Source organism: Rhodococcus sp. AW25M09, assembly GCF_000333955.1.
GTDB lineage: Bacteria > Actinomycetota > Actinomycetes > Mycobacteriales > Mycobacteriaceae > Rhodococcoides.
Genome location: NZ_CAPS01000080.1, coordinates 16,719 through 35,710, shown reverse-complemented (window position 1 = coordinate 35,710; position 18,992 = coordinate 16,719). Strand labels below are relative to the sequence as shown.

Annotated in this window: 18 protein-coding genes; 12 read left to right on the top strand and 6 right to left on the bottom strand. The window is 65.0% G+C overall.

The window, feature by feature from the left end; all coding sequences use genetic code 11:
• Positions 1–631, bottom strand: a 631-nt coding sequence (locus RHODMAR_RS16000) for a phosphatase PAP2 family protein (protein WP_008716322.1), incomplete at its 3' end; no start/stop codon positions are given.
• 76 nt (positions 632–707) lie between these two features.
• Here RHODMAR_RS16000 and pafA point away from each other — a divergent pair.
• The 7 genes from pafA (at position 708) to RHODMAR_RS29125 (ending at position 9,608) form a co-directional block, all read left to right on the top strand.
• Entirely contained in the window at positions 708–2,066 is a 1,359-nt protein-coding gene (gene pafA, locus RHODMAR_RS15995) for a Pup--protein ligase (RefSeq protein ID WP_198289461.1), read from the top strand.
• 106 nt (positions 2,067–2,172) lie between these two features.
• Complete coding sequence (locus RHODMAR_RS15990) at positions 2,173–3,165, top strand: helix-turn-helix transcriptional regulator (RefSeq protein ID WP_008716318.1); 993 nt, start codon at positions 2,173–2,175, stop codon at positions 3,163–3,165.
• Positions 3,162–4,157 carry a helix-turn-helix transcriptional regulator gene (locus RHODMAR_RS15985; RefSeq protein WP_008716316.1) on the top strand — a complete coding sequence of 332 codons (996 nt, stop codon included), beginning with the start codon at positions 3,162–3,164 and terminating at the stop codon, positions 4,155–4,157. Before RHODMAR_RS15990 ends, RHODMAR_RS15985 begins: the two co-directional genes overlap by 4 nt.
• An 85-nt stretch (positions 4,158–4,242) precedes the next feature.
• Positions 4,243–4,509 carry a Sec-independent protein translocase subunit TatA gene (gene tatA, locus RHODMAR_RS15980; protein WP_008716313.1) on the top strand — a complete coding sequence of 89 codons (267 nt, stop codon included), beginning with the start codon at positions 4,243–4,245 and terminating at the stop codon, positions 4,507–4,509.
• Between the two features lie 107 nt (positions 4,510–4,616).
• A complete protein-coding gene (gene tatC, locus RHODMAR_RS15975; RefSeq protein WP_008716310.1) occupies positions 4,617–5,588 on the top strand; it encodes a twin-arginine translocase subunit TatC in 972 nt (323 codons plus the stop codon).
• 27 nt (positions 5,589–5,615) lie between these two features.
• A complete protein-coding gene (locus RHODMAR_RS15970; RefSeq protein ID WP_008716309.1) occupies positions 5,616–8,390 on the top strand; it encodes a DEAD/DEAH box helicase in 2,775 nt (924 codons plus the stop codon).
• Positions 8,391–8,531: 141 nt separating this feature from the next.
• The gene (locus tag RHODMAR_RS29125; protein ID WP_008716307.1) at positions 8,532–9,608 is read left to right on the top strand and encodes a DUF4333 domain-containing protein; all 1,077 of its coding nucleotides are present in this window, start codon (positions 8,532–8,534) and stop codon (positions 9,606–9,608) included.
• Positions 9,609–9,633: 25 nt separating this feature from the next.
• Here the strand turns inward: RHODMAR_RS29125 and RHODMAR_RS15960 are convergent, their stop codons facing one another.
• Positions 9,634–10,605: a 5'-3' exonuclease gene (locus tag RHODMAR_RS15960; RefSeq protein WP_008716305.1), complete on the bottom strand. Its 972-nt coding sequence runs from the start codon at positions 10,603–10,605 to the stop codon at positions 9,634–9,636.
• A 27-nt stretch (positions 10,606–10,632) separates the two neighbouring features.
• Between RHODMAR_RS15960 and RHODMAR_RS15955 the strand changes: the two genes are divergently transcribed.
• Together RHODMAR_RS15955 and RHODMAR_RS15950 are read left to right on the top strand one after the other, a co-directional pair.
• Positions 10,633–11,775: a M24 family metallopeptidase gene (locus RHODMAR_RS15955; RefSeq protein WP_008716303.1), complete on the top strand. Its 1,143-nt coding sequence runs from the start codon at positions 10,633–10,635 to the stop codon at positions 11,773–11,775.
• Positions 11,772–12,368, top strand: coding sequence for a nucleotidyltransferase family protein (locus tag RHODMAR_RS15950; protein WP_008716300.1), 597 nt, complete (start codon positions 11,772–11,774; stop codon positions 12,366–12,368). The genes RHODMAR_RS15955 and RHODMAR_RS15950 overlap by 4 nt, the downstream gene beginning before the upstream one ends.
• Here RHODMAR_RS15950 and RHODMAR_RS15945 read toward each other — a convergent pair.
• Positions 12,365–12,778, bottom strand: a complete 414-nt coding sequence (locus tag RHODMAR_RS15945) for a TIGR03618 family F420-dependent PPOX class oxidoreductase (RefSeq protein ID WP_042939521.1) — start codon at positions 12,776–12,778, stop codon at positions 12,365–12,367. The two genes, RHODMAR_RS15950 and RHODMAR_RS15945, sit on opposite strands and share 4 nt — an antisense overlap.
• Before the next feature lie 66 nt (positions 12,779–12,844).
• Between RHODMAR_RS15945 and RHODMAR_RS15940 the strand changes: the two genes are divergently transcribed.
• The 3 genes from RHODMAR_RS15940 to RHODMAR_RS15930 are packed head-to-tail and all read left to right on the top strand — an operon-like array spanning position 12,845 to position 15,587.
• Positions 12,845–13,603: an SDR family NAD(P)-dependent oxidoreductase gene (locus RHODMAR_RS15940; protein ID WP_042939531.1), complete on the top strand. Its 759-nt coding sequence runs from the start codon at positions 12,845–12,847 to the stop codon at positions 13,601–13,603.
• On the top strand, positions 13,603–14,847 hold the full coding sequence (locus RHODMAR_RS15935) for a bifunctional cobalt-precorrin-7 (C(5))-methyltransferase/cobalt-precorrin-6B (C(15))-methyltransferase (RefSeq protein WP_008716295.1): 1,245 nt from the start codon (positions 13,603–13,605) through the stop codon (positions 14,845–14,847). The genes RHODMAR_RS15940 and RHODMAR_RS15935 overlap by 1 nt, the downstream gene beginning before the upstream one ends.
• Positions 14,844–15,587: a cobalt-precorrin-6A reductase gene (locus tag RHODMAR_RS15930; RefSeq protein ID WP_042939519.1), complete on the top strand. Its 744-nt coding sequence runs from the start codon at positions 14,844–14,846 to the stop codon at positions 15,585–15,587. The genes RHODMAR_RS15935 and RHODMAR_RS15930 overlap by 4 nt, the downstream gene beginning before the upstream one ends.
• Here RHODMAR_RS15930 and RHODMAR_RS15925 read toward each other — a convergent pair.
• From RHODMAR_RS15925 to cobG, 3 genes are read right to left on the bottom strand one after another with little or no spacing between them, the layout of a single operon-like run.
• Entirely contained in the window at positions 15,573–17,078 is a 1,506-nt protein-coding gene (locus tag RHODMAR_RS15925) for a precorrin-2 C(20)-methyltransferase (RefSeq protein WP_008716292.1), read from the bottom strand. The two genes, RHODMAR_RS15930 and RHODMAR_RS15925, sit on opposite strands and share 15 nt — an antisense overlap.
• Positions 17,075–17,701 carry a precorrin-8X methylmutase gene (locus tag RHODMAR_RS15920; RefSeq protein WP_042939517.1) on the bottom strand — a complete coding sequence of 209 codons (627 nt, stop codon included), beginning with the start codon at positions 17,699–17,701 and terminating at the stop codon, positions 17,075–17,077. Before RHODMAR_RS15920 ends, RHODMAR_RS15925 begins: the two co-directional genes overlap by 4 nt.
• A gap of 53 nt (positions 17,702–17,754) precedes the next feature.
• Positions 17,755–18,885: a precorrin-3B synthase gene (gene cobG, locus RHODMAR_RS15915; protein ID WP_051048061.1), complete on the bottom strand. Its 1,131-nt coding sequence runs from the start codon at positions 18,883–18,885 to the stop codon at positions 17,755–17,757.
• Positions 18,886–18,992: the final 107 nt, after the last annotated feature.

The following is an 18,992-nucleotide window of genomic DNA, read 5'->3' as shown; positions in this document are numbered from 1 at the left end:
CCGGATTGACGAGCACGAGAAGGTCCCGTCCTCGCTGTAGGGGCACGACGTCGACCGGCGAGCCGAGATCTGCAGGCGCTTCCGATCGCACGGCCCACCACCGACGGGTGGAAAGAGCGATGGCCGAGCCGAGAGCTGCACCCGCGATGACGTCGGTGGGCCAATGCACTCCGACGTGGACGCGCGAGTAACAGACGGCCGCTGCGACGGGGGCCAGTAGAGCTGCTGCTACCGGCGACTCGATCGCTACCGCTGTGACGAACGCAGCCGCCGACGCCGAATGGCCGGAGGGAAAAGACGAGGACACCGGCGGTGACAGCACCCGGCGAAGGACCGGAACCAGCTCGGTGTCGGGGCGCGATCGTGGGAACAGCGGCTTGAGCAGGCCGTTCGCCGTCGCGCTCGCACCCGCCAGCGCGATGAGTCCGCGAACACCGCCGCGCCGGGCGGGACCACCGGCGGCGACCAGCAGAGCAGCAGCGCCGAGCCACAGCCGACCGTGATCGGCAGCGGTGCTCAGCGCACGCAGTCCTGCATCGGCTCTGCTGGATCGCAGCGCTGCACTTCGTTCGACCAGGGAAAGGTCCCACCCGTGCACGGCAGCCGAAATCGAGGTTCGCGTGGGCGTCATGACAACTACCCTATGCACGGGCGACATCCGCGCGCTCCGACACATCGATTCGAACGTTGCGTTGTAGTGTCGAAGTGTGCAGCGACGAATTATGGGCATCGAGACAGAGTTCGGTGTCACATGTACTTTCCACGGGCACCGACGGCTGAGTCCGGACGAAGTGGCTCGCTATCTGTTCCGCCGCGTCGTCTCATGGGGGCGCAGCTCGAATGTGTTCCTTCGCAACGGGGCTCGGTTGTACCTCGATGTCGGCTCGCATCCCGAGTACGCCACTGCAGAGTGCGACAGTCTGCTGCAGCTGGTCACCCACGATCGAGCCGGCGAGCGAGTTCTCGAGGATCTGCTGATCGACGCCGAGCAGCGTTTGGCCGAGGAGGGCATCGGCGGCGACATCTACCTGTTCAAGAACAACACCGACTCGGCGGGCAACTCCTACGGCTGCCACGAGAACTTCCTGGTGCAGCGAGCAGGGGAGTTCTCCAGAATCTCGGATGTTCTGCTGCCCTTCCTGGTCACCCGTCAATTGATCTGTGGGGCAGGAAAAGTGCTGCAGACGCCGAAGGCGGCGACGTTCTGCCTGTCGCAGCGCGCGGAGCACATCTGGGAAGGCGTCTCCTCCGCCACCACTCGGTCGCGGCCGATCATCAATACTCGCGACGAGCCGCACGCCGACGCCGAGAAATACCGCAGGTTGCATGTCATCGTGGGTGACTCGAACATGGCCGAGACCTCGACGATGCTCAAGGTCGGAACTGCCGCGCTCGTACTGGAGATGATCGAGGCGGGCGTCTCCTTCCGCGATTTCGCGCTGGACAATCCGATTCGCGCCATTCGCGAGGTCAGTCATGACCTCACCGGACGGCGCCCGGTCAGGCTCGCCGGAGGACGACAGGCCAGCGCCCTCGACATCCAGCGCGAGTATTACGCCCGGGCCGTCGAGCATCTGAAGACGCGCGAGCCGAACACCCAGGTCGAACAGGTGGTCGACCTCTGGGGTCGGACGCTCGATGCCATCGAGGCACAGGATTTCGCGAAGGTGGACACCGAGATCGACTGGGTCATCAAGCGCAAACTGTTCCAGCGCTACCAGGATCGGTACTCGATGGAGCTCTCCGATCCCAAGATCGCTCAGCTGGACTTGGCCTACCACGACATCAAGCGTGGTCGCGGAGTGTTCGACCTGCTGCAGCGCAAGGGTTTGGCCAAGCGAGTCACCGAGGACGAGCAGATCGACGAAGCGGTCGACCTGCCGCCGCAGACCACCCGCGCCAAGCTACGAGGCGAGTTCATCACCGCTGCGCAAGAGGCGGGGCGCGACTTCACCGTCGACTGGGTCCATCTCAAGCTCAACGACCAGGCTCAGCGGACCGTGTTGTGCAAGGATCCGTTCCGCTCGGTCGACGAACGAGTGGAACGACTGATCGCATCGATGTAGGCAGCGTCTTCGGGTCGCTACCGCTCCGACAACTCGGGTCGCTACCGCTCCGACAACTCGGGTCGCTACCGCTCCGGCGATCGATGAGCAACTAGGCTCGACGGTCGTGGCCACCACCAAAGTCGAACGTCTGATGAACCTGGTCATCTGTCTGCTGTCGACACGTCAGTTCCTCACCGCAGAGTGGATCCGTGAAAGCGTCGCCGGGTATGACGATTCCACCAGCCACGAAGCGTTCAGCAGAATGTTCGAGCGGGACAAGAACGAGCTTCGCGACCTAGGTGTGCCGCTGGAAACCGGTACGGCAACCCGATTCGGCGGCGTCGAGGGTTATCGCATCAATCGTGATGCATACGAGCTCCCCGATATCGACCTCACCAGCGAGGAATCGGCCGCCGTCGCTGTCGCCGTGAAATTGTGGGAATCGCCAGAACTCACGTCGGCGGCGCAGAGTGCGCTGCTCAAACTCCGCGCCGCGGGAATTCAAGTCGACCAGAACGAATCGGCGGCCGCGGTAACCGCGGTCCCAGCTCGAACCCGGGGCTCCGAACCTGCACTCGGAGCGTTGTTGTCCGCCATCGACGAGGGCAAATCGGTGCGCTTCGAGCACCGACCGTCGTTGACGGAGCCGTACACCACCAGAACCGTCCAGCCGTGGGGCGTCGTGACGTTCCGCGGCCGCTGGTATCTGGTGGGCCATGACGTGGACCGCGCCGACACCCGGACGTTTCGCCTGTCCCGAATAGGCGACGAGGTCAAGTCCTTCGGCTCACCGCAGAGTGTCCGCAAACCCGACGGTGTCGATCTGCAGGACATCGTCCGCCGCGTCGCCGGGACGTCCTCGGTATCCGGTACGGCGCGAGTGTGGCTACACGACGGGAGGGCGCTGGAGCTGCGCAGAATGGGAACGGTCGTGGGCACGAAAAGTGTGGGCACTCGCGCAGGTACCGTCGTAGAGGTTCCCGTGCGGTCCTGGGATTGGATCTCGCGGTTGATCGCCGGTCACGGCGCGGATGCGGTGGTGCTCGAACCTGCAGAACTGCGAGCCGATGTGCTCTCGACGCTGCAGACGGCAGCCGACATGGAGACCGAGCGATGAGCGCGCGATTGTCGACCCGGCTCGCCAGGCTGCTCAACATGGTGCCGTTCTTCATGGCCAATCCGGGGTTGAGCGCCGACGAGGCCGCACGCGAGCTCGGCGTGTCGACGACGACACTGATGGCCGATCTGAACCAATTGTGGATGTGCGGCCTACCCGGTTACGGGCCGGGTGACCTCATCGATCTCTCGTTCTCCGAGGAGAGCATCGACGTCACGTTCTCGGCCGGCATCGATCGACCTCTGCGTCTGACGTCGACCGAGGCTACGGCCCTGCTGGTGGCGCTCCGATCGCTGACGTCCATGCCCGGCATGGTCGACCCGTCCGCAGCTCAGCGCGCGATTGCCAAGATCGAGACCGCCGCGGGCTCGGCGGCCGCCGACGTACCGCTCTCGTCCGATCAGGACAGCGCAGACACAGAGGAGAACCCGGTCTCGAGCACCGTCCGATCTGCTCTACGGCACCGGCATGCACTCGATCTCACCTACTACTCCGCGTCGCGGGACGTCGTCACCGAACGGACCGTCGATCCGATCAGAACGGTCGTGGTCGACGACAACAGCTATCTGCAGGCGTGGTGCCGAGGAGCCGAGGGGGTTCGGCTGTTCAGGTTCGACCGCATCGACTCCGCGACCGAGCTCGACGAGCCGGCTGCGCCGCCGGAATCGGTCCAGGACGAGGACGCCTTCGAGATATTCAACGACGATCCCTCGTTGTCGCAGGCGCGCCTGAAGGTCTCGCCGACCTTCACCTGGATCCTGGACTACTACCCGATGACTCAGGTCGCCGCGGATGCGGACGGCTCGATAGAGGTGACGATGCGATTTGCGACGCTGCAGTGGATGACCCGTCTGACACTGGGCTTCGGCGGTGGTGTGACGGTACTTTCACCTGAATCCTTGGTGAACTCCGTGCGTGAGCGCGCCCGCTCGGCGCTCGATGCGTACGCGGAGCTCGACGCCACCGGCACATACGACGCCGCGACGACATGAACGTCAGGCAAACCCGTGCCCGCCACGTCCGAAGTCGACAGCCGTCGTCGGGTACGCTCGATTCATCTGATCTCAGGAGGTTCACATGGGATTCACCAGTCCCTGGCACTGGGCGATCGTTGCGGTGGTCGTCATCATTCTGTTCGGTTCCAAGAAGCTGCCCGACGCTGCTCGTGGACTCGGCCGCTCGCTGCGCATCTTCAAGAGCGAGGTGAAGGAGATGCAGAACGACGGCAAATCCGACGCGGACACCACGGCTGCACAGCAGCCTGTCGCTCCCGCTCAGTTGCCGGCACCGGCGCCTGTCGCACCGACGAACGTCGAAGCACAGCACGACGCGAAGTCTGCCTGAGCGAAACCGCTCAGCACACCGGGGTGCCGCGTGGGCACTCCGGTTCACTGCTGTCGGTGACGGCTCCGTGCCGTCGGCCGACCGAAGAAGGCTGACCGTAGAACACCATGCGCATTCCGTTCGATCCGCGGCGCAGTAAGCGCCGAGTCAATCCTGACGGCACGATGTCGTTGGTCGATCACCTGTACGAACTGCGAACTCGGCTCCTGTGGTCACTCGTCGCTGTGGCCCTCACCACGGCATTCGGATTCTTCTGGTACTCGCATACGCTGTTCGGCTTCGAGAGCCTCGGCGACCTTCTGCGAGGTCCCTACTGCACACTCGATCCCAACCTCCGCGCGAACCTCAGCAACGACGACCAATGTCGCCTGCTGGCTACCGGACCCTTCGATCAATTCCTGCTCCGGTTCAAGGTCGCCTTCACTGCCGGTGTCGTGCTGGCCTGCCCCATTTGGCTCTATCAGATCTGGGCGTTCATCACACCCGGCCTGTACGCCAACGAACGGCGGTACGCAGTCTTGTTCGTTGCGGGTGCCGCAGGGTTGTTCGTCACCGGAGCCGTCCTGGCGTACTTCGTGGTGGCCAAGGGTCTGCACTTCTTGCTGTCGATCGGCGACAACGTTCAGATCACCGCACTGAGCGGCGACCAGTATTTCGGATTTCTGATCAACCTCCTCATCATCTTCGGTGTCAGCTTCGAGATTCCGCTGCTCGTGGTGGCGCTGAACTTCGTCGGAGTTCTGACCTACGAGCGTCTGAAGGCGTGGCGCCGCGGACTGATCTTCGGTCTGTTCGTTTTCGCCGCTATTGCGACACCGGGACAGGACCCGTTCTCGATGTTGGCGCTCGCGTTGGCGTTGACGGTCCTCTTCGAAATGGCAGTGCAGATTGCGCGGATTCACGACAAGCGTAAGTTGCGCAAGAGAAGAGACGAATGGGGTGATGTGTCAGATGACGAAGCAACGCGAATCGAAGGCGCAGGTTCGATCGAGTCCCCACATGTTGTCGCTCCGACACCGCCGTCCAGCGGATTCGGTAGCGCGACTCGCACCCAGGCAGAGTACGACGACACGATCTGACCTCGGCCGACGCGGTGGGATCGGCATATGACGGAGACCACTGTGGACGTGCAACCGAGTCCGCACCCCACCGAGCTGCAGCGTTTTTCTGCAGAGCTCGGCTTCCCCCTCGATCGATTCCAGGTCGATGCGTGCACGGCGCTGGAGCGCGGCCACGGTGTTCTGGTCTGTGCACCCACCGGTGCAGGCAAGACGGTGATCGGTGAGTTCGCCGTTCACCTGGCCCTCGCAGCGGGACGCAAATGCTTCTACACCACTCCGATCAAGGCGCTGAGCAACCAGAAATTCGCGGAACTGACCGCACGGTACGGCCGCGACACGGTCGGCCTGCTCACCGGAGATTCGTCGATCAACCCCGATGCCCCCATCGTCATCATGACGACCGAGGTGCTGCGCAACATGCTCTACGCATCCTCGGACGCGCTGCGGGGACTGTCCCACGTCGTCATGGACGAGGTGCATTATCTGGCCGATCGCTTCCGTGGCGCAGTGTGGGAAGAGGTCATCCTGCATCTGTCCGACGACGTACGTCTGGTGAGTCTGTCGGCCACGGTGAGCAACGCCGAGGAGTTCGGTGCGTGGATGAGTACGGTCCGCGGTGACACTTCGGTCGTGGTGGACGAGAATCGCCCGGTGCCCCTCTCGCAGCACATCATGGTGGGTCGACGGTTGTTCGATCTGTTCGATACCAGAGCTCAGTCGCCCGACGGCAGTCAGAAGATCGTCGTCGATCGAGAGCTCGTCCGCCATGTCAAACAACGCCAGTCTCTCGATTCGATGGACCGTTGGCACGCGCCGCACAGTCGTGGGCGCGGCGGTCGAGGCGGCGGAGGGGGTCGCGGTGGCGGTCAGGGCGGCGGGGCCAACAACCGGCCGTTGGCTCGACCCGATGTCATCGCCAAGCTCGACGAAGAAGGTTTGCTCCCCGCGATCACGTTCATTTTCAGCCGCGCCGGCTGTGACGGTGCGCTGACTCAGTGCATGCGCTCGCGCCTGGTGTTGACCACACCCGAACAGGCCGAAGAGATCCGGTACATCGTGGAGAAGCACACCTCGGAACTTCCGCGGGAGGACTTGGAGGTACTGGGCTTCTGGGAATGGCGAGATGCACTCGAACGCGGTTTCGCGGCCCATCACGCCGGGATGTTGCCGGTCTTCCGACACACCGTGGAGGAGTTGTTCGTCAAGGGTCTCGTTCGAGCGGTGTTCGCCACCGAGACTTTGGCTCTCGGGATCAACATGCCTGCCCGAACCGTGGTGCTGGAGAAGCTCGTCAAGTTCAACGGTGAGACGCATGCCGAGTTGACTCCGGGGGAGTACACCCAGCTGACCGGTCGAGCCGGACGCCGCGGTATCGATGTCGAGGGTCATGCCGTAGTGCTGTGGCAGCCGGGCACCGAGCCGACCGAGGTCGCCGGGCTGGCGTCTACCCGTACCTTCCCGCTGCGCAGTTCGTTCGCGCCGGCCTACAACATGTCGATCAACCTGATCGAACAGTTCGGCGCAGCCGACTCGCGTCTGCTACTCGAGCGGTCCTTCGCGCAATTCCAAGCCGATCGCTCCGTCGTCGGCATGGTCCGAGGTATCGAGAAGAACATGCAGACCTTGGACGCACTCGGTGCGCGCCTCGGCGGACCCGATGGCGAGTACTTCGAGTACGCACGGCTTCGTGAGCGATTGAAGGATCGCGAGAAGACCCTCGAACGTCAGAACAGGTCCGATCGCCGAGACAAGGCCGTCGATTCACTTCGTGCCCTGCGCCGCGGCGATGTGATCTCGGTGCCGAGCGGTCGGCGCAGCGGTCTCGCGGTAGTGCTCGAACCGGACGACGACCGCGCCGATCCGCGGCCGCTCGTACTCACCGAGGACAAGTGGGCAGGGCGACTTTCGGCAGCGGACTTCCCTTCGCCTGCAACATCTCTGGGTACCATGCGACTGCCGAGGTTCGTCGACCATCGCACCGCGAAAACTCGGCGCGATCTCGCTGCAGCCCTCGTGACGCGCGGAATCTCACAGCCGTCGGACCGGATTCGTCGGAAGTCGACTGCAGCGGACGACAAGGAACTGGCCACGCTGCGTCGAGCCATCCGGTCGCACCCGGTGCACAACCGTCCTGATCGTGACGAACTGGGCCGCACCGGAGAGCGGTACAACCGACTCGCCCGCGAGACGGAAACGATGCGTCAGAAGGTGTCGGCCACCACGAACTCGTTGGCGCGAACCTTCGACCGCATCCTGGCGCTGCTCGCAGACCGCGGCTACATCACCGCAGGAAAAGATCCGAAGGTCACCGACGACGGTGCCCGGTTGAGCCGGATCTACTCCGAATCCGATCTCCTCGTCGCGGAATGTTTGCGTGCCGGCCTGTGGCAGGGCCTCTCGCCTGCCGAGTTGGCTGCGGTGGTCTCGGCTGTGGTCTACGAGTCCCGATCCGAAGGTGACATCACCCCGCACGGTCCGACGGGACCGATTCGGCACGCGCTGACCGAGACGGTTCGGGTCTGGCACGAACTGCGTTCGGACGAGGTTCGGCACAAGCTCCCGCCGACGAGGGAGCCCGACATGGGTTTCGTGAAGGCGATCTACAAATGGGCGTCCGACCACTCGTTGGTCGACGCTCTCGTCACGGCAGGCGACAACGGTAAGGCACTCTCGGGCGGAGACTTCGTGCGTTGGTGTCGACAGGTCATCGACCTGCTCGATCAGGTTCGTCTTGCCGCGCCGGAGCCGGAACTGTCGCGCACCGCTGCACGCGCCATTGCAGCCCTACGCCGCGGCGTGGTCGCAGTCGATGCCGCGTGACGAGGGTGTAGCGCCGGCAATGTTCGGCACATGTCCGCCTCACGCCGCCGGAGCGAATCGGACTGCCGGGTCGGTCCAGCGGGGAACAGCGCAGTCGGGATACGGTACCCCCGACGAATCCGAATTTTCAGTGGAGGCGAGATGAGCGGCCCATACGGTCCGACCGATCCCGACAACAGCTGGTCGCGTAACCCCGACCAGCAGGACGGTGCCGCACAAGACACGCCGGAGACACCCGCAGGCTCCACTCCCGCGACCTCGGGTCATTCCGCAGGCTCCACTCCCGCAGACTCGGGTCATTCCGCAGGCTCCACTCCCGCGACCTCGGGTCATTCCGCAGGCTCCACTCCCGCAGACTCGGGTCAGCAGAACCCCGCGCCACCAGCTTGGGGGCAGTACGCCCAGCCACCCGCGACGCCGAATGCGCCATACGGCGAGTCCGCGCCCAGTGGGTACGGGCAGCAGCCCGGCAGTCAATATCCGCAGGGCCAATACCCGCAAGGCCAGTACCCCCAAGGGCAGTACCCACAGGGCCAATACCCGCAAGGGCAGTACCCCCAAGGGCAGTACCCCCAAGGGCAGTACCCACAGGGCCAATACCCGCAAGGGCAGTACCCACAGGGGCAGAACCCGGCGGCACAGAATCCCGCACAGCAGTACCCGGCCGGCCAGCAATACGGGGCACCGTATCCCGGAAGCGGTACCCCGGCGTCCGGTGATCCGGCGTATCGAAATCCCTATGCCCCACAGCAATACGGTGCCCCACAGCAATACGGTGGTGGTCAGTACGGTCCCGGTCAGTACGGCCAGCAGCCACAGCAGCCCTGGAACCCCAACCAGCAGTATCCCAACCAGCAGTACCCGAATCAGCAGGGTCCTGGTCAGCAGGGTCCCGGGTCGGCCGGATCGCAGTCGAAGAAGCCACTGATCATCGTGGGTGCCGTCGTCGCCGTCCTCGTGGTGATCGCTCTGGTCTCGTTCTTTGCCTTCGGTCGCTCGACCACGCTGGATACTGCAGCGGCCCAGGAGGGCGTCCGCCAGGTCGTTACCGAGTCCTACGGCGCGTCGGACGTCTCCGGTGTGTCTTGTCCCCAGAAGATCGAGGTGAAGGCCGGTACCAGCGTCGAGTGCACTCTGACGGTCGACGGAGCGTTCAAGAAGGTCACGTTGACGTTCCTCGACGACGACGCGAACTACGAGGTCTCACTGCCGAAGTAGGCACTGCTCGGTCTTCAGGTCGGCTTCAGGACGCCGTGGCCGCCATCGCAGCGACGAGGCGTGCCACGGCGTTCTCTACACCCAGGCTCTCGGCGAGGCCGTTCAACCTCTCTCTGTCGGTCGGCTCGGCCGGGATCTCATCGGACTTCGACAGCACGACATCGGCGTCGGTGACGACTCGGACGACGGGAAGAGCCGCATCGAGATAGTCACTTGCGTTGGCCAGCTTCGCCCGGATTCCCTTAGCCATGTCCGACGACGGATCGAGCGCTGCGCTGCGCACAGCGGCAACCGATTCGTACTGGAGCATCAGTGTCGACGCTGTCTTCTCACCGATACCTTTCACTCCGGGCAGGCCGTCCGAGGCGTCGCCGCGTAGCAGTGCCAGTTCGGCGTAGGCCGCACCTGCGCGGTGCAGCGGAACGCCGTAGCGTTCGGAAACCAGTGCAGGATCGAACAATTCGGCTTTCGCCAGCCCTCGCCCCACGTACAGAACACGAACTTCGTTCGGCTCGTCGGCAGCGACCTGCAACAGATCCCTGTCCCCACTGACCACGACCACGGGGTCCTGTCGCTCTCGCGCCGCCAGGGTTCCCAACACGTCGTCTGCCTCGAGGCCCTCTGCCCCGGCAGTGGCAATCCCCAGTGCAGCGAGCACGTCCATGATCATGTCCACCTGAGGAGTCAGAGTTTCCGGAACCTCCTCGCTCTCGGCGACCTCCGGGTTTGCCTCGGCCACCCGGTGCGCCTTGTACGACGGCACGAGGTCGACTCGAAACTGCGGTCGCCAGTCCAGATCGAGGCACACTGCCAACCGACCGGGTTCGGTACGAGCGATCAACGCCGAGATCATGTCGAGGAATCCACGGACCGCGTTGACCGGCCTCCCGTCGGGGGCCGTAATCGACTCGGGCAGTGCGTAGTAGGCCCTGAACCACAGGCTCGCACCATCGAGGAGCAGCAACGGCGACTTTCCGGGTGCGGTCATGCGGCTCATCTTGCCAAACGCCATTAGCCTGAAGGGATGAGTATCGATTCTTCGGTCAGTTCCTCACGCTTCTCCAGCGATGTGTACGCCTCGCGCCTCGCGCGGGCCGCGCGCCTGACGTCGGATGCAGGACTGGATGCACTACTGATCACCCCGGGTCCGGATCTGCAGTATTTGATCGGATCGAACGCCAGTTCCTTCGAGCGACTCATCGCCCTGGTCGTGCCGGCCGACGGCAGCACGCCCAGCGTCGTGGTTCCGCGGCTCGAGCTGGCTGCACTCGGCGATTCCGCGGCGCAGGATCTGTCGCTGACTCTCGTGGACTGGGTGGACGGTGTCGATCCCTATGCACTGGTGGCTGCGGCAATCCCTGCAGGATCGAAGACGGCAGTTGCCGATGCGATGCCAGCGCTGCATTTCGTGCCGCTGGCTGCAATGTTCGGCACAGTGCCGGTGCTGGCCACAGACGTGCTCCGCGAACTCCGGATGGTCAAGGACGAGGCCGAGATCGAGGCGTTGCGGCGAGCCGGGTACGCCATCGACCGAGTGCACGCCCGCATGGGGGAATGGCTTCGAGTGGGCCGCACCGAAGCACAGATCGCCGCGGACATCGCAGCCGCAATCGTCGAGGAAGGCCACACCGCACCCGAATTCATCATCGTCGGGTCCGGTCCCCATGGTGCCGATCCGCACCACGAGGTGTCCGATCGCGTCGTCGAGGCAGGCGACATCGTGGTCATCGACATCGGCGGACCCGTTGCACCGGGGTACAACTCCGACTCGACGCGCACCTACAGTCTCGGTGAACCGGCGGCCGAGATCGTTGCTCGGTACGCGGTGCTGGAGCGGGCGCAGCAAGCAGCCGTCGACGCGGTGGTGCCGGGCGCCACCGCGCAGTCCATCGATGCCGCCGCTCGCGACATCTTGATCGAGGCGGGGCTGGGTGAGGCCTTTCTGCACCGCACCGGTCACGGAATCGGCTTGTCGGTGCACGAGGAGCCGTACATCGTCGCCGGCAACGACATCACCCTGACCGAAGGGATGGCGTTCAGCATCGAGCCGGGAATCTACTTCCGCGGACAGTGGGGTGCGCGAATCGAGGACATCGTCGTCGTCACCGCAGATGGGTGCGAATCGGTCAACCTCAGGCCCCATCATCTGGCCGTCCTGCCGGTGTGACGACGGAGCGCGAGGCCGAATTCGCCTCGATCGTCCGGTCCAATCCCGTTGTCGTCGAGATACTTCGACGTGCACCCGAGCTCGGCCTCCCCGAGTGGTTCCTGACGGCGGGCGGCCTCTTCCAGACGGTGTGGAACCACCTCGCCGGTCGGGATCCACAGGCGGGCATCCGGGACTACGACTTCTTCTACTTCGACGATTCGGACCTGTCCTACGACGCGGAGAACGAGGTTATCGAGGCCGCAGCCTCGTTGTTCGCCGACCTCGGAGTGGACGTGGAAGTACGCAACGAGGCACGAGTGCACCTGTGGTACGAGCAGCACTTCGGCAGCCGCATCGCGCCGTTTCGCAGTACCGAGGATGCGATCGACCATTTCGTGTCCACCACGTGCTGTTTCGGGATCGCCAGCGACATCGACGGCGGGGATATCGTCTACGCGCCGTACGGGTTCGAGGATCTGTTCGCGGGAATCGTGCGACCCAACTCGAGGGTGCCGATGCAGCACGTCTACGAGGCCAAGGCGGCTCGCTGGACAACGGAGTGGCCGAATCTGACCGTTCTACCCTGGTCGTCGGAGCCGATGGCTCGCTAGCGGCTGAGCAGCGAACGGCTACCCAGCACCCGCTGTACCTGGATCTCGATGACGACCCGGGTGGGGTTCTCCCTCGGTACGCGGTAGCGCTGGGCGTAGCGGTGCTCGGCGTCGACGACCGATTCGCGGTCGTCTCGGACCGAGGCCGGCCCCTCCAACGTGAGCCAGCGGGGACCGTCGATCTGAGTCACGGCGGCATAGCCTCCGCGGCCGGCGTTGATCGCCTTCTGTGATACGTCGTTGGTGATGACCCGCGCGATCAGCGCGTCGGTGTCGTAGGTGAAGCCGACGGCGACGACGTGTGGCGTTCCGTCCGGTCGGAGCGTCGTCAGCGTGGCGAGGTGCCGTTCGGTGAGGAACTCGAATGCGTCGTCGGTCAGGGCAGTCGCGTCAGCGGGGGTGGCGGCCATGTCCCGACTGTAGTGACTCAGCCCCCGACTACGGTGAACGGTGTTCGATCGGCCAGACTGGTCGGCGTGAGCAGACGAGCAGAGCCCGCGGTCGGAACGCTGTTGCTGCTGGGCGGCCGCAGCGAGATCGGGCTCGAAGTCGCCACCCGACTCGCCCCGGGGCGAACCGTCGTTCTTGCGGCCCGACGTAGCGACGAGCTCGAAACAGAGCAACTCCGGGTCCGGCAGGCCGGCGCGGACGCAGTGCACGTGGTCGAGTTCGACGCGAACGCGATGGACACCCATGCCGACCTTCTGCGCGATGTGGCCGAGCGGCACGGGCCGATCGGAGTCGTGGTTCTCGCGTTCGGCATCCTCGGAGACCAAGCCCGCGCCGAGAACGACGCCCAGCATGCTCTCGATGTCATCACCACGGACTTCCTGGCGCAGGTCTCGGTGCTCACGCACGCCTCGAAGCTCCTTCGGGCACAGGGGAGCGGCGACCTGGTCGTGTTCTCGTCGGTCGCGGGCGTTCGGGTGCGGCGCGCCAACTACGTGTACGGATCCGCCAAAGCCGGCCTCGACGGGTTCGCCAGCGGGTTGAGCGATTCGCTGCACGGCAGCGGGGTACACCTACTGCTTGCCCGTCCCGGATTCGTCATCGGTTCCATGACCGAGGGCATGACACCGGCACCGCTGTCGAGTACTCCGGATCAGGTCGCCGACGTCGTGGTTGCCGCGTTGCGCAAACGCGCTGCCAGCGTCTGGATTCCGGGCACGCTCCGACCGGTGTTCTTCGCCATGCGGCTCCTGCCGCAATGGCTCTGGCGCAGGATGCCCCGCTGATGTCGACATCGAGCCCACGTCCGATCCTCGTCGTGGGAGTCGGAGCGGACGGCTGGGACGGACTGTCCGGCACCTCCCGCACAGCCATCGAGCAGGCAGACGTGGTGTTCGGTTCCGCCCGCCAGGTCGCGGGGGTACGGGCACACTGCACCGAGACCAGAACATGGCCGAGCCCGTTACTGCCGAATTTGAGACCCATGGTCGACGCATACGAGGGTTCTCGCGTCTGCGTGTTGGCCAGCGGGGATCCGATGTTCTACGGAATCGGGGTGAGCCTGGCGCGGGAGTTCGGTGCCGAGCGGCTGCGAGTGCATCCCGCTCCGTCCTCGGTCTCGCTGGCGTGTGCGCGATTGGGTTGGGCACTCCAGCACACCACGACGGTGTCGCTGGTGAACAGCCCCGTCGAGACGCTGTTGCCGGAACTGGCCGACGGTCGACGGATGCTCGTGTTGAGTCGCGGCAGCGGCACCCCCGGTAAGATCGCAGCCGTGTTGTCCGCCAACGGGTTCGGCGCAAGCAAGTTGACGGTGCTCGAACAGCTCGGCGGTCCGGCCGAGCGAACGATCGGCGGGATCGCCCGAGACTCCACGTTCGACGGCATCGACTCACTCAACGTCGTGGCGCTCGCCTGCGTTCGAGATCCCGGGTCCGCCCGGCACACTCGAATTCCAGGCCTGGCCGACTCCGCCTTCGGCGGGGACGGTCAGATGACCAAACAGGAAGTACGAGCTCTGACGCTCAGTGCCTTGGCACCTGCACCCGGGGAGCTGCTCTGGGACATCGGAGGTGGATCGGGAACCATCGCCATCGAATGGATGCGGACCGACGCATCCTGCCGCGCAGTGACATTCGAATCCTCGCCGAATCGCCGCGCTCAGATCGAGAACAATGCACTGCGTCTGGGAGTTCCAAGCCTGAGCGTGTTCGGTGAAGCCCCCGAAAGCTTCACCGACGTCACGGCAGAGGATGGACTGCCCGACGCTGTGTTCATCGGTGGCGGGTTGACCTCGCCCGACATGCTCGAGCAGTGCTGGCGCGCAGTGCGCGCCGGTGGTCGCGTGGTCGCCAATTCGGTTACTGCTCAATCGGATTCGCTCTTGCTTTCTGCGGCGGAGCGGTTCGGCGGTGAGCTGCGCAGATTTCAGATCTACCGCGGCGAAGCTCTCGGTGCATTCACCACGTGGAGGCCGCAGTTGCCGGTCACCCAGTGGAGTGCGACGAAACCGTATTCGACGAAACAGTGAGAGTCTTGATTCTCGGCGGTACTTCGGAATCGCGAGCCCTCGCTGCTGCTGTGGATGGAATGCCGGGGATCCAGACGATCACCTCGTTGGCCGGGCGCGTGGCAGATCCGATACTCCCCGTCGGGCAGACCCGAATCGGCGGCTTCGGTGGATCGGACAAGCTTGCGGTGTGGCTTCGAGACAACGGCATCGATGCGGTGGTGGACGCAACGCACCCTTTTGCAGCGACCATCGGCGCACACGCCGAGCGTGCCACCCGAGCAACAGGAGTTGCCCTACTCGTACTGACTCGCCCGCCATGGATTCCGGGGGAGGGCGATCGATGGACGTCGGTTGCCTCCCTGCCCGACGCGGCGGCGTCGGTCACGCCCGGCAGCAGGGTCTTCCTCACGATCGGCAGGCAGGGTGTGCACCATTTTGCGCACGTCGAGGACTCCTGGTTTCTGGTCAGAGCGATCGACCCGCCTACCGGACCGGTGCCGCCGCGAATGACCCTGTTGCTCGACCGGGGGCCCTTCGACACGGACCACGAGTCGACGGTGCTCGGAGACAACCGTATCGACGTAGTGATCACCAAGAACAGCGGCGGCGATATGACTCGGGCCAAACTCGATGCGGCGAGAGCAGCATCGATCCCGGTACTGATGGTGGCCCGTCCTGAGACATCGACCTCGGCACAGACCGTGCACGAGGTCGATGCCGCCGTGGCCTGGTTGACGAACCGGCTATCCGGACGCTGACGACGGAACCTTCGAAGGGTAGCGCCGGGAGGTGAAGACCTTCGGCCCACTTCCCGTGTCCACCACGGTGGTCATCGAGGATCCGACGATCAGCAGACACCGCATGTCGATCGATTCGGGATCGAGTTCACCGAGTGTGACGGTGCGAACAGATTCGTCCGCACTGCCCACCGCTCGTCCGATCACCACCGGCGTCTGCGGTGAGCGATGCTCGAGCAGAAGCTCTTTCATTGCGCCGACCTGCCAGGTACGAGACTTCGACGCGGGGTTGTAGATCGCGATTGCCATGTCGGCTCCGGCCACCGCCGCGAGCCGCGATGCCACGACATCCCAGGGCTTGAGTCGGTCGGAGAGCGAGACGACGGCGTAGTCGTGGCCGAGTGGGGCCCCCACCCGACTGGCAACGGCGTTGGCTGCCGTCATTCCCGGCATGACCCGAACCGGTACGGAGTTCCATTGTTCTTCGGCCGCAACCTCGATGACCGCCGTCGCCATCGCGAACACGCCCGGATCACCCGAGGAGACCACGGCAACGCGGCGACCCTGCTTGGCGAGATCGAGTGCGAAGGCGGCACGTTCGGACTCGACCTTGTTGTCACTCGAGTGCCGGATCTGGCCGGGGCGCTGCGGTACTCGGTCGACGTAGGTGACGTAGCCGACCAGGTCGGTGGCAGCGGCAAGTTCGGCACGGACCTCGTCCGTCGTCCAGGCATCGTCGCCCGGACCGAGACCGACGACGACCACTTCGCCGGTGCCGGAGGGCGTTTCGCTGCGGTTGGATGGACTCGGTACCACGATCATGGAGAAGTACGGGACGTTGTCCGCGTCGGATGCGTCGAGCACTCGCTGCTCGGGTGTGCTGGCACGCTCGACGTAGCGCGCCTCGGTCAGCCTGCCCGATCGTTCGAGGGCCTCGAGCACTGTCGGGTAGGTCCGGCCGAGCTTCATGATGACGGCTGCGTCCGTGCCCCGAAGCCGCCGCGCGAGCTCGTCCGCGGGCAAGGTACCGGGAAGCACCGTGAACACCTCGTCGCGCTCCACGAGTGGAGTCGCCAGGGCGGCAGACGCGGCACTGACCGACGTCACGCCGGGGACGATCTCGACCTCGAAGCGATCGGCCAATCTCTTGTGCATGTGCATGTACGAGCTGTAGAAGAGCGGATCACCCTCGGCGAGAAGTACTACCGACCGCCCGGCGTCGAGGTGGGCAGCCAGTCGCGCGGCGGCGGATTCGTAGAACTCGTCGATCGCACCCTGGTAACCGCCCGGGTGTGACGTCGTCTCGGTGGTCACCGGATAGACCAGATGTTCCTCGATTTGCCCGTCACGCATGTAACCGGACGCGAGCCCGCGGGAAATGCTCCGGCCGTGCTGTGCACTGTGGAACGCGACGACGTCGGCCGCGCCGATCACGCGAGCGGCCTTCACGGTCAACAACTCCGGATCGCCAGGACCGACGCCGACTCCCCACAACTTTCCGGCCGTGTTCATTCCTGTTCGCTCGCAATGGCATTGACCGCAGCAACAGTGATGGCGCTGCCACCACGCCGGCCTCGAACCAGCAGATACTCGACGCCGGTGTCTGCGGTGATCAAGTCTTCCTTCGACTCCGCGGCACCGATGAACCCGACCGGTCCACCGACAATGGCCGCCGGCTTCGGGGCCCCGGCAGCGAGCAACTCCATCAAGTGGAACAGTGCGGTCGGTGCGTTACCGATCGCGACGACGGCGCCGTCCAGTTTGTCTCCCCACAGTTCCAGCGCTGCAGCCGTTCTCGTGGTTCGCAAACTCTTCGCCAGCTCGGGCACCCGTGGATCGGACAGGGTGCACAGCACTTCGTTGTCTGCGGGCAGTCGTCGACGCGTCACTCCGGTGGCCACCATGTTGACATCGCACAGGACCGGAGCGCCTGCCTGTAGCGCGGCGCGAGCAGACGCTACGACATTCGGGGTGAATCCGATGGTGTCGGTCAGATCGATCTCGCCGACCGCATGAATCATGCGCACGACGACCTGGGCGACATCAGGTGCGAACCGAGACAGATCCGCTTCGGCTCGGATGGTCGCGAACGATTGCCGGTAGATCTCCGCGCCGTCGCGGACGTAGTCGTGCATGCGTTTCACGATAGGGGAGAGGGGCACCTCAGCAGGCATCCGGTCTCGTGCCGTCAGGACACGCGGTAGCCGATTCCGGTCGCGATCACGTCGGTGACCTCGCCCTTGGGTCGTCCGCAACGTCGCTCACACCCGGACCAGTGTTGCCGCTCGTCACGCGGAGTCATCCGAGCATCCACAGCGGCTGCGAGGTCGGTGCGCACGTCGGCCAGCGACTTCTCGCAGCCCGGCGATCCGGTACACGCGCTCACCCGAATCCACGGCGAGGCCGCGTCGAAGATCAGGCCCATCGGGGCCAGCACGCGCACGACCTGCTCGGCCGGTTCCTCGTCCAGATCGCACACGACCAACGATCGCCACGGGGTCATGATCAGCGGACGATCGATCGCCGCGAGAAACTCGCCGAGCCGCGCGCCGAGAACACCGTTGGCCAGTCCCGCGGCCAACGCCACGCGGCCGTCGACCTGGTCGAGCCAGCCGATCGGCGGCACTTCGACGGGCGCAGGAAGGGTCAGGGCCGGGCCGGCAGTGAGCTGCAGACGTTTGAGAATTCGAGCTGCTCCGTTGTCGAGTTCGGCCACGCGCCATTCGGCTCGCCGAAGCTCCACAAAGGATCCGGCGCACTCGAGCAGAGTCGACACCACGGCGTCGCGTTGGACTCGAACTCCGGTGTCGTGTCCCGCCAGTAGCAGCGCATACGAACCGTCTGCCTGGGCGTAGACACCGAAATCCGGTTCCAAGCCGCAGAGGTCGCCTCGGCCGTCGTCGAGTGCGAACAACACCCTTCCTGGTAGTTCGGCCAGGTCGGGGCGCGCGCAGAGGCCCGCGTCCAGTTCTCCGACCAGTGCCCGGACATCGGCAAGACCGTCGACCCGACCCGAGAGCGGTGAGGCGAGGATGTTGCGCACCCGTTCGTGCGTCTCGGACGGCAGCAACCCGGCATCGGCCAACCTGCTCGCCAGACCGTCCGGATCCTTGACCGCGCGCACCTGGATGTTGCCCCGAGAGGTCAGCTCCAACGTGCCGTCGCCCAGCTCTGCTGCTGCCTGCGCCAGCACCTGCATCTGCCCCGGCCGCAGGACACCGCCCGGCAGCCTGATCCGCGCCAGCGGACCGTCCGCGGCCAGGTGCGTCGTCAGCGCTCCGGGGCAACCGTCAGGCAACGACCTCTCTGGCGATGTCATGTTCCCAGGCTACAAGTGCGACGGGTGGGCCGATGTCGTGCCGGCACCGGTAGCATTCGGTGTTCACGGCTACGGCCGAGAGGAAACCGGTGAGAATCCGGTACGGT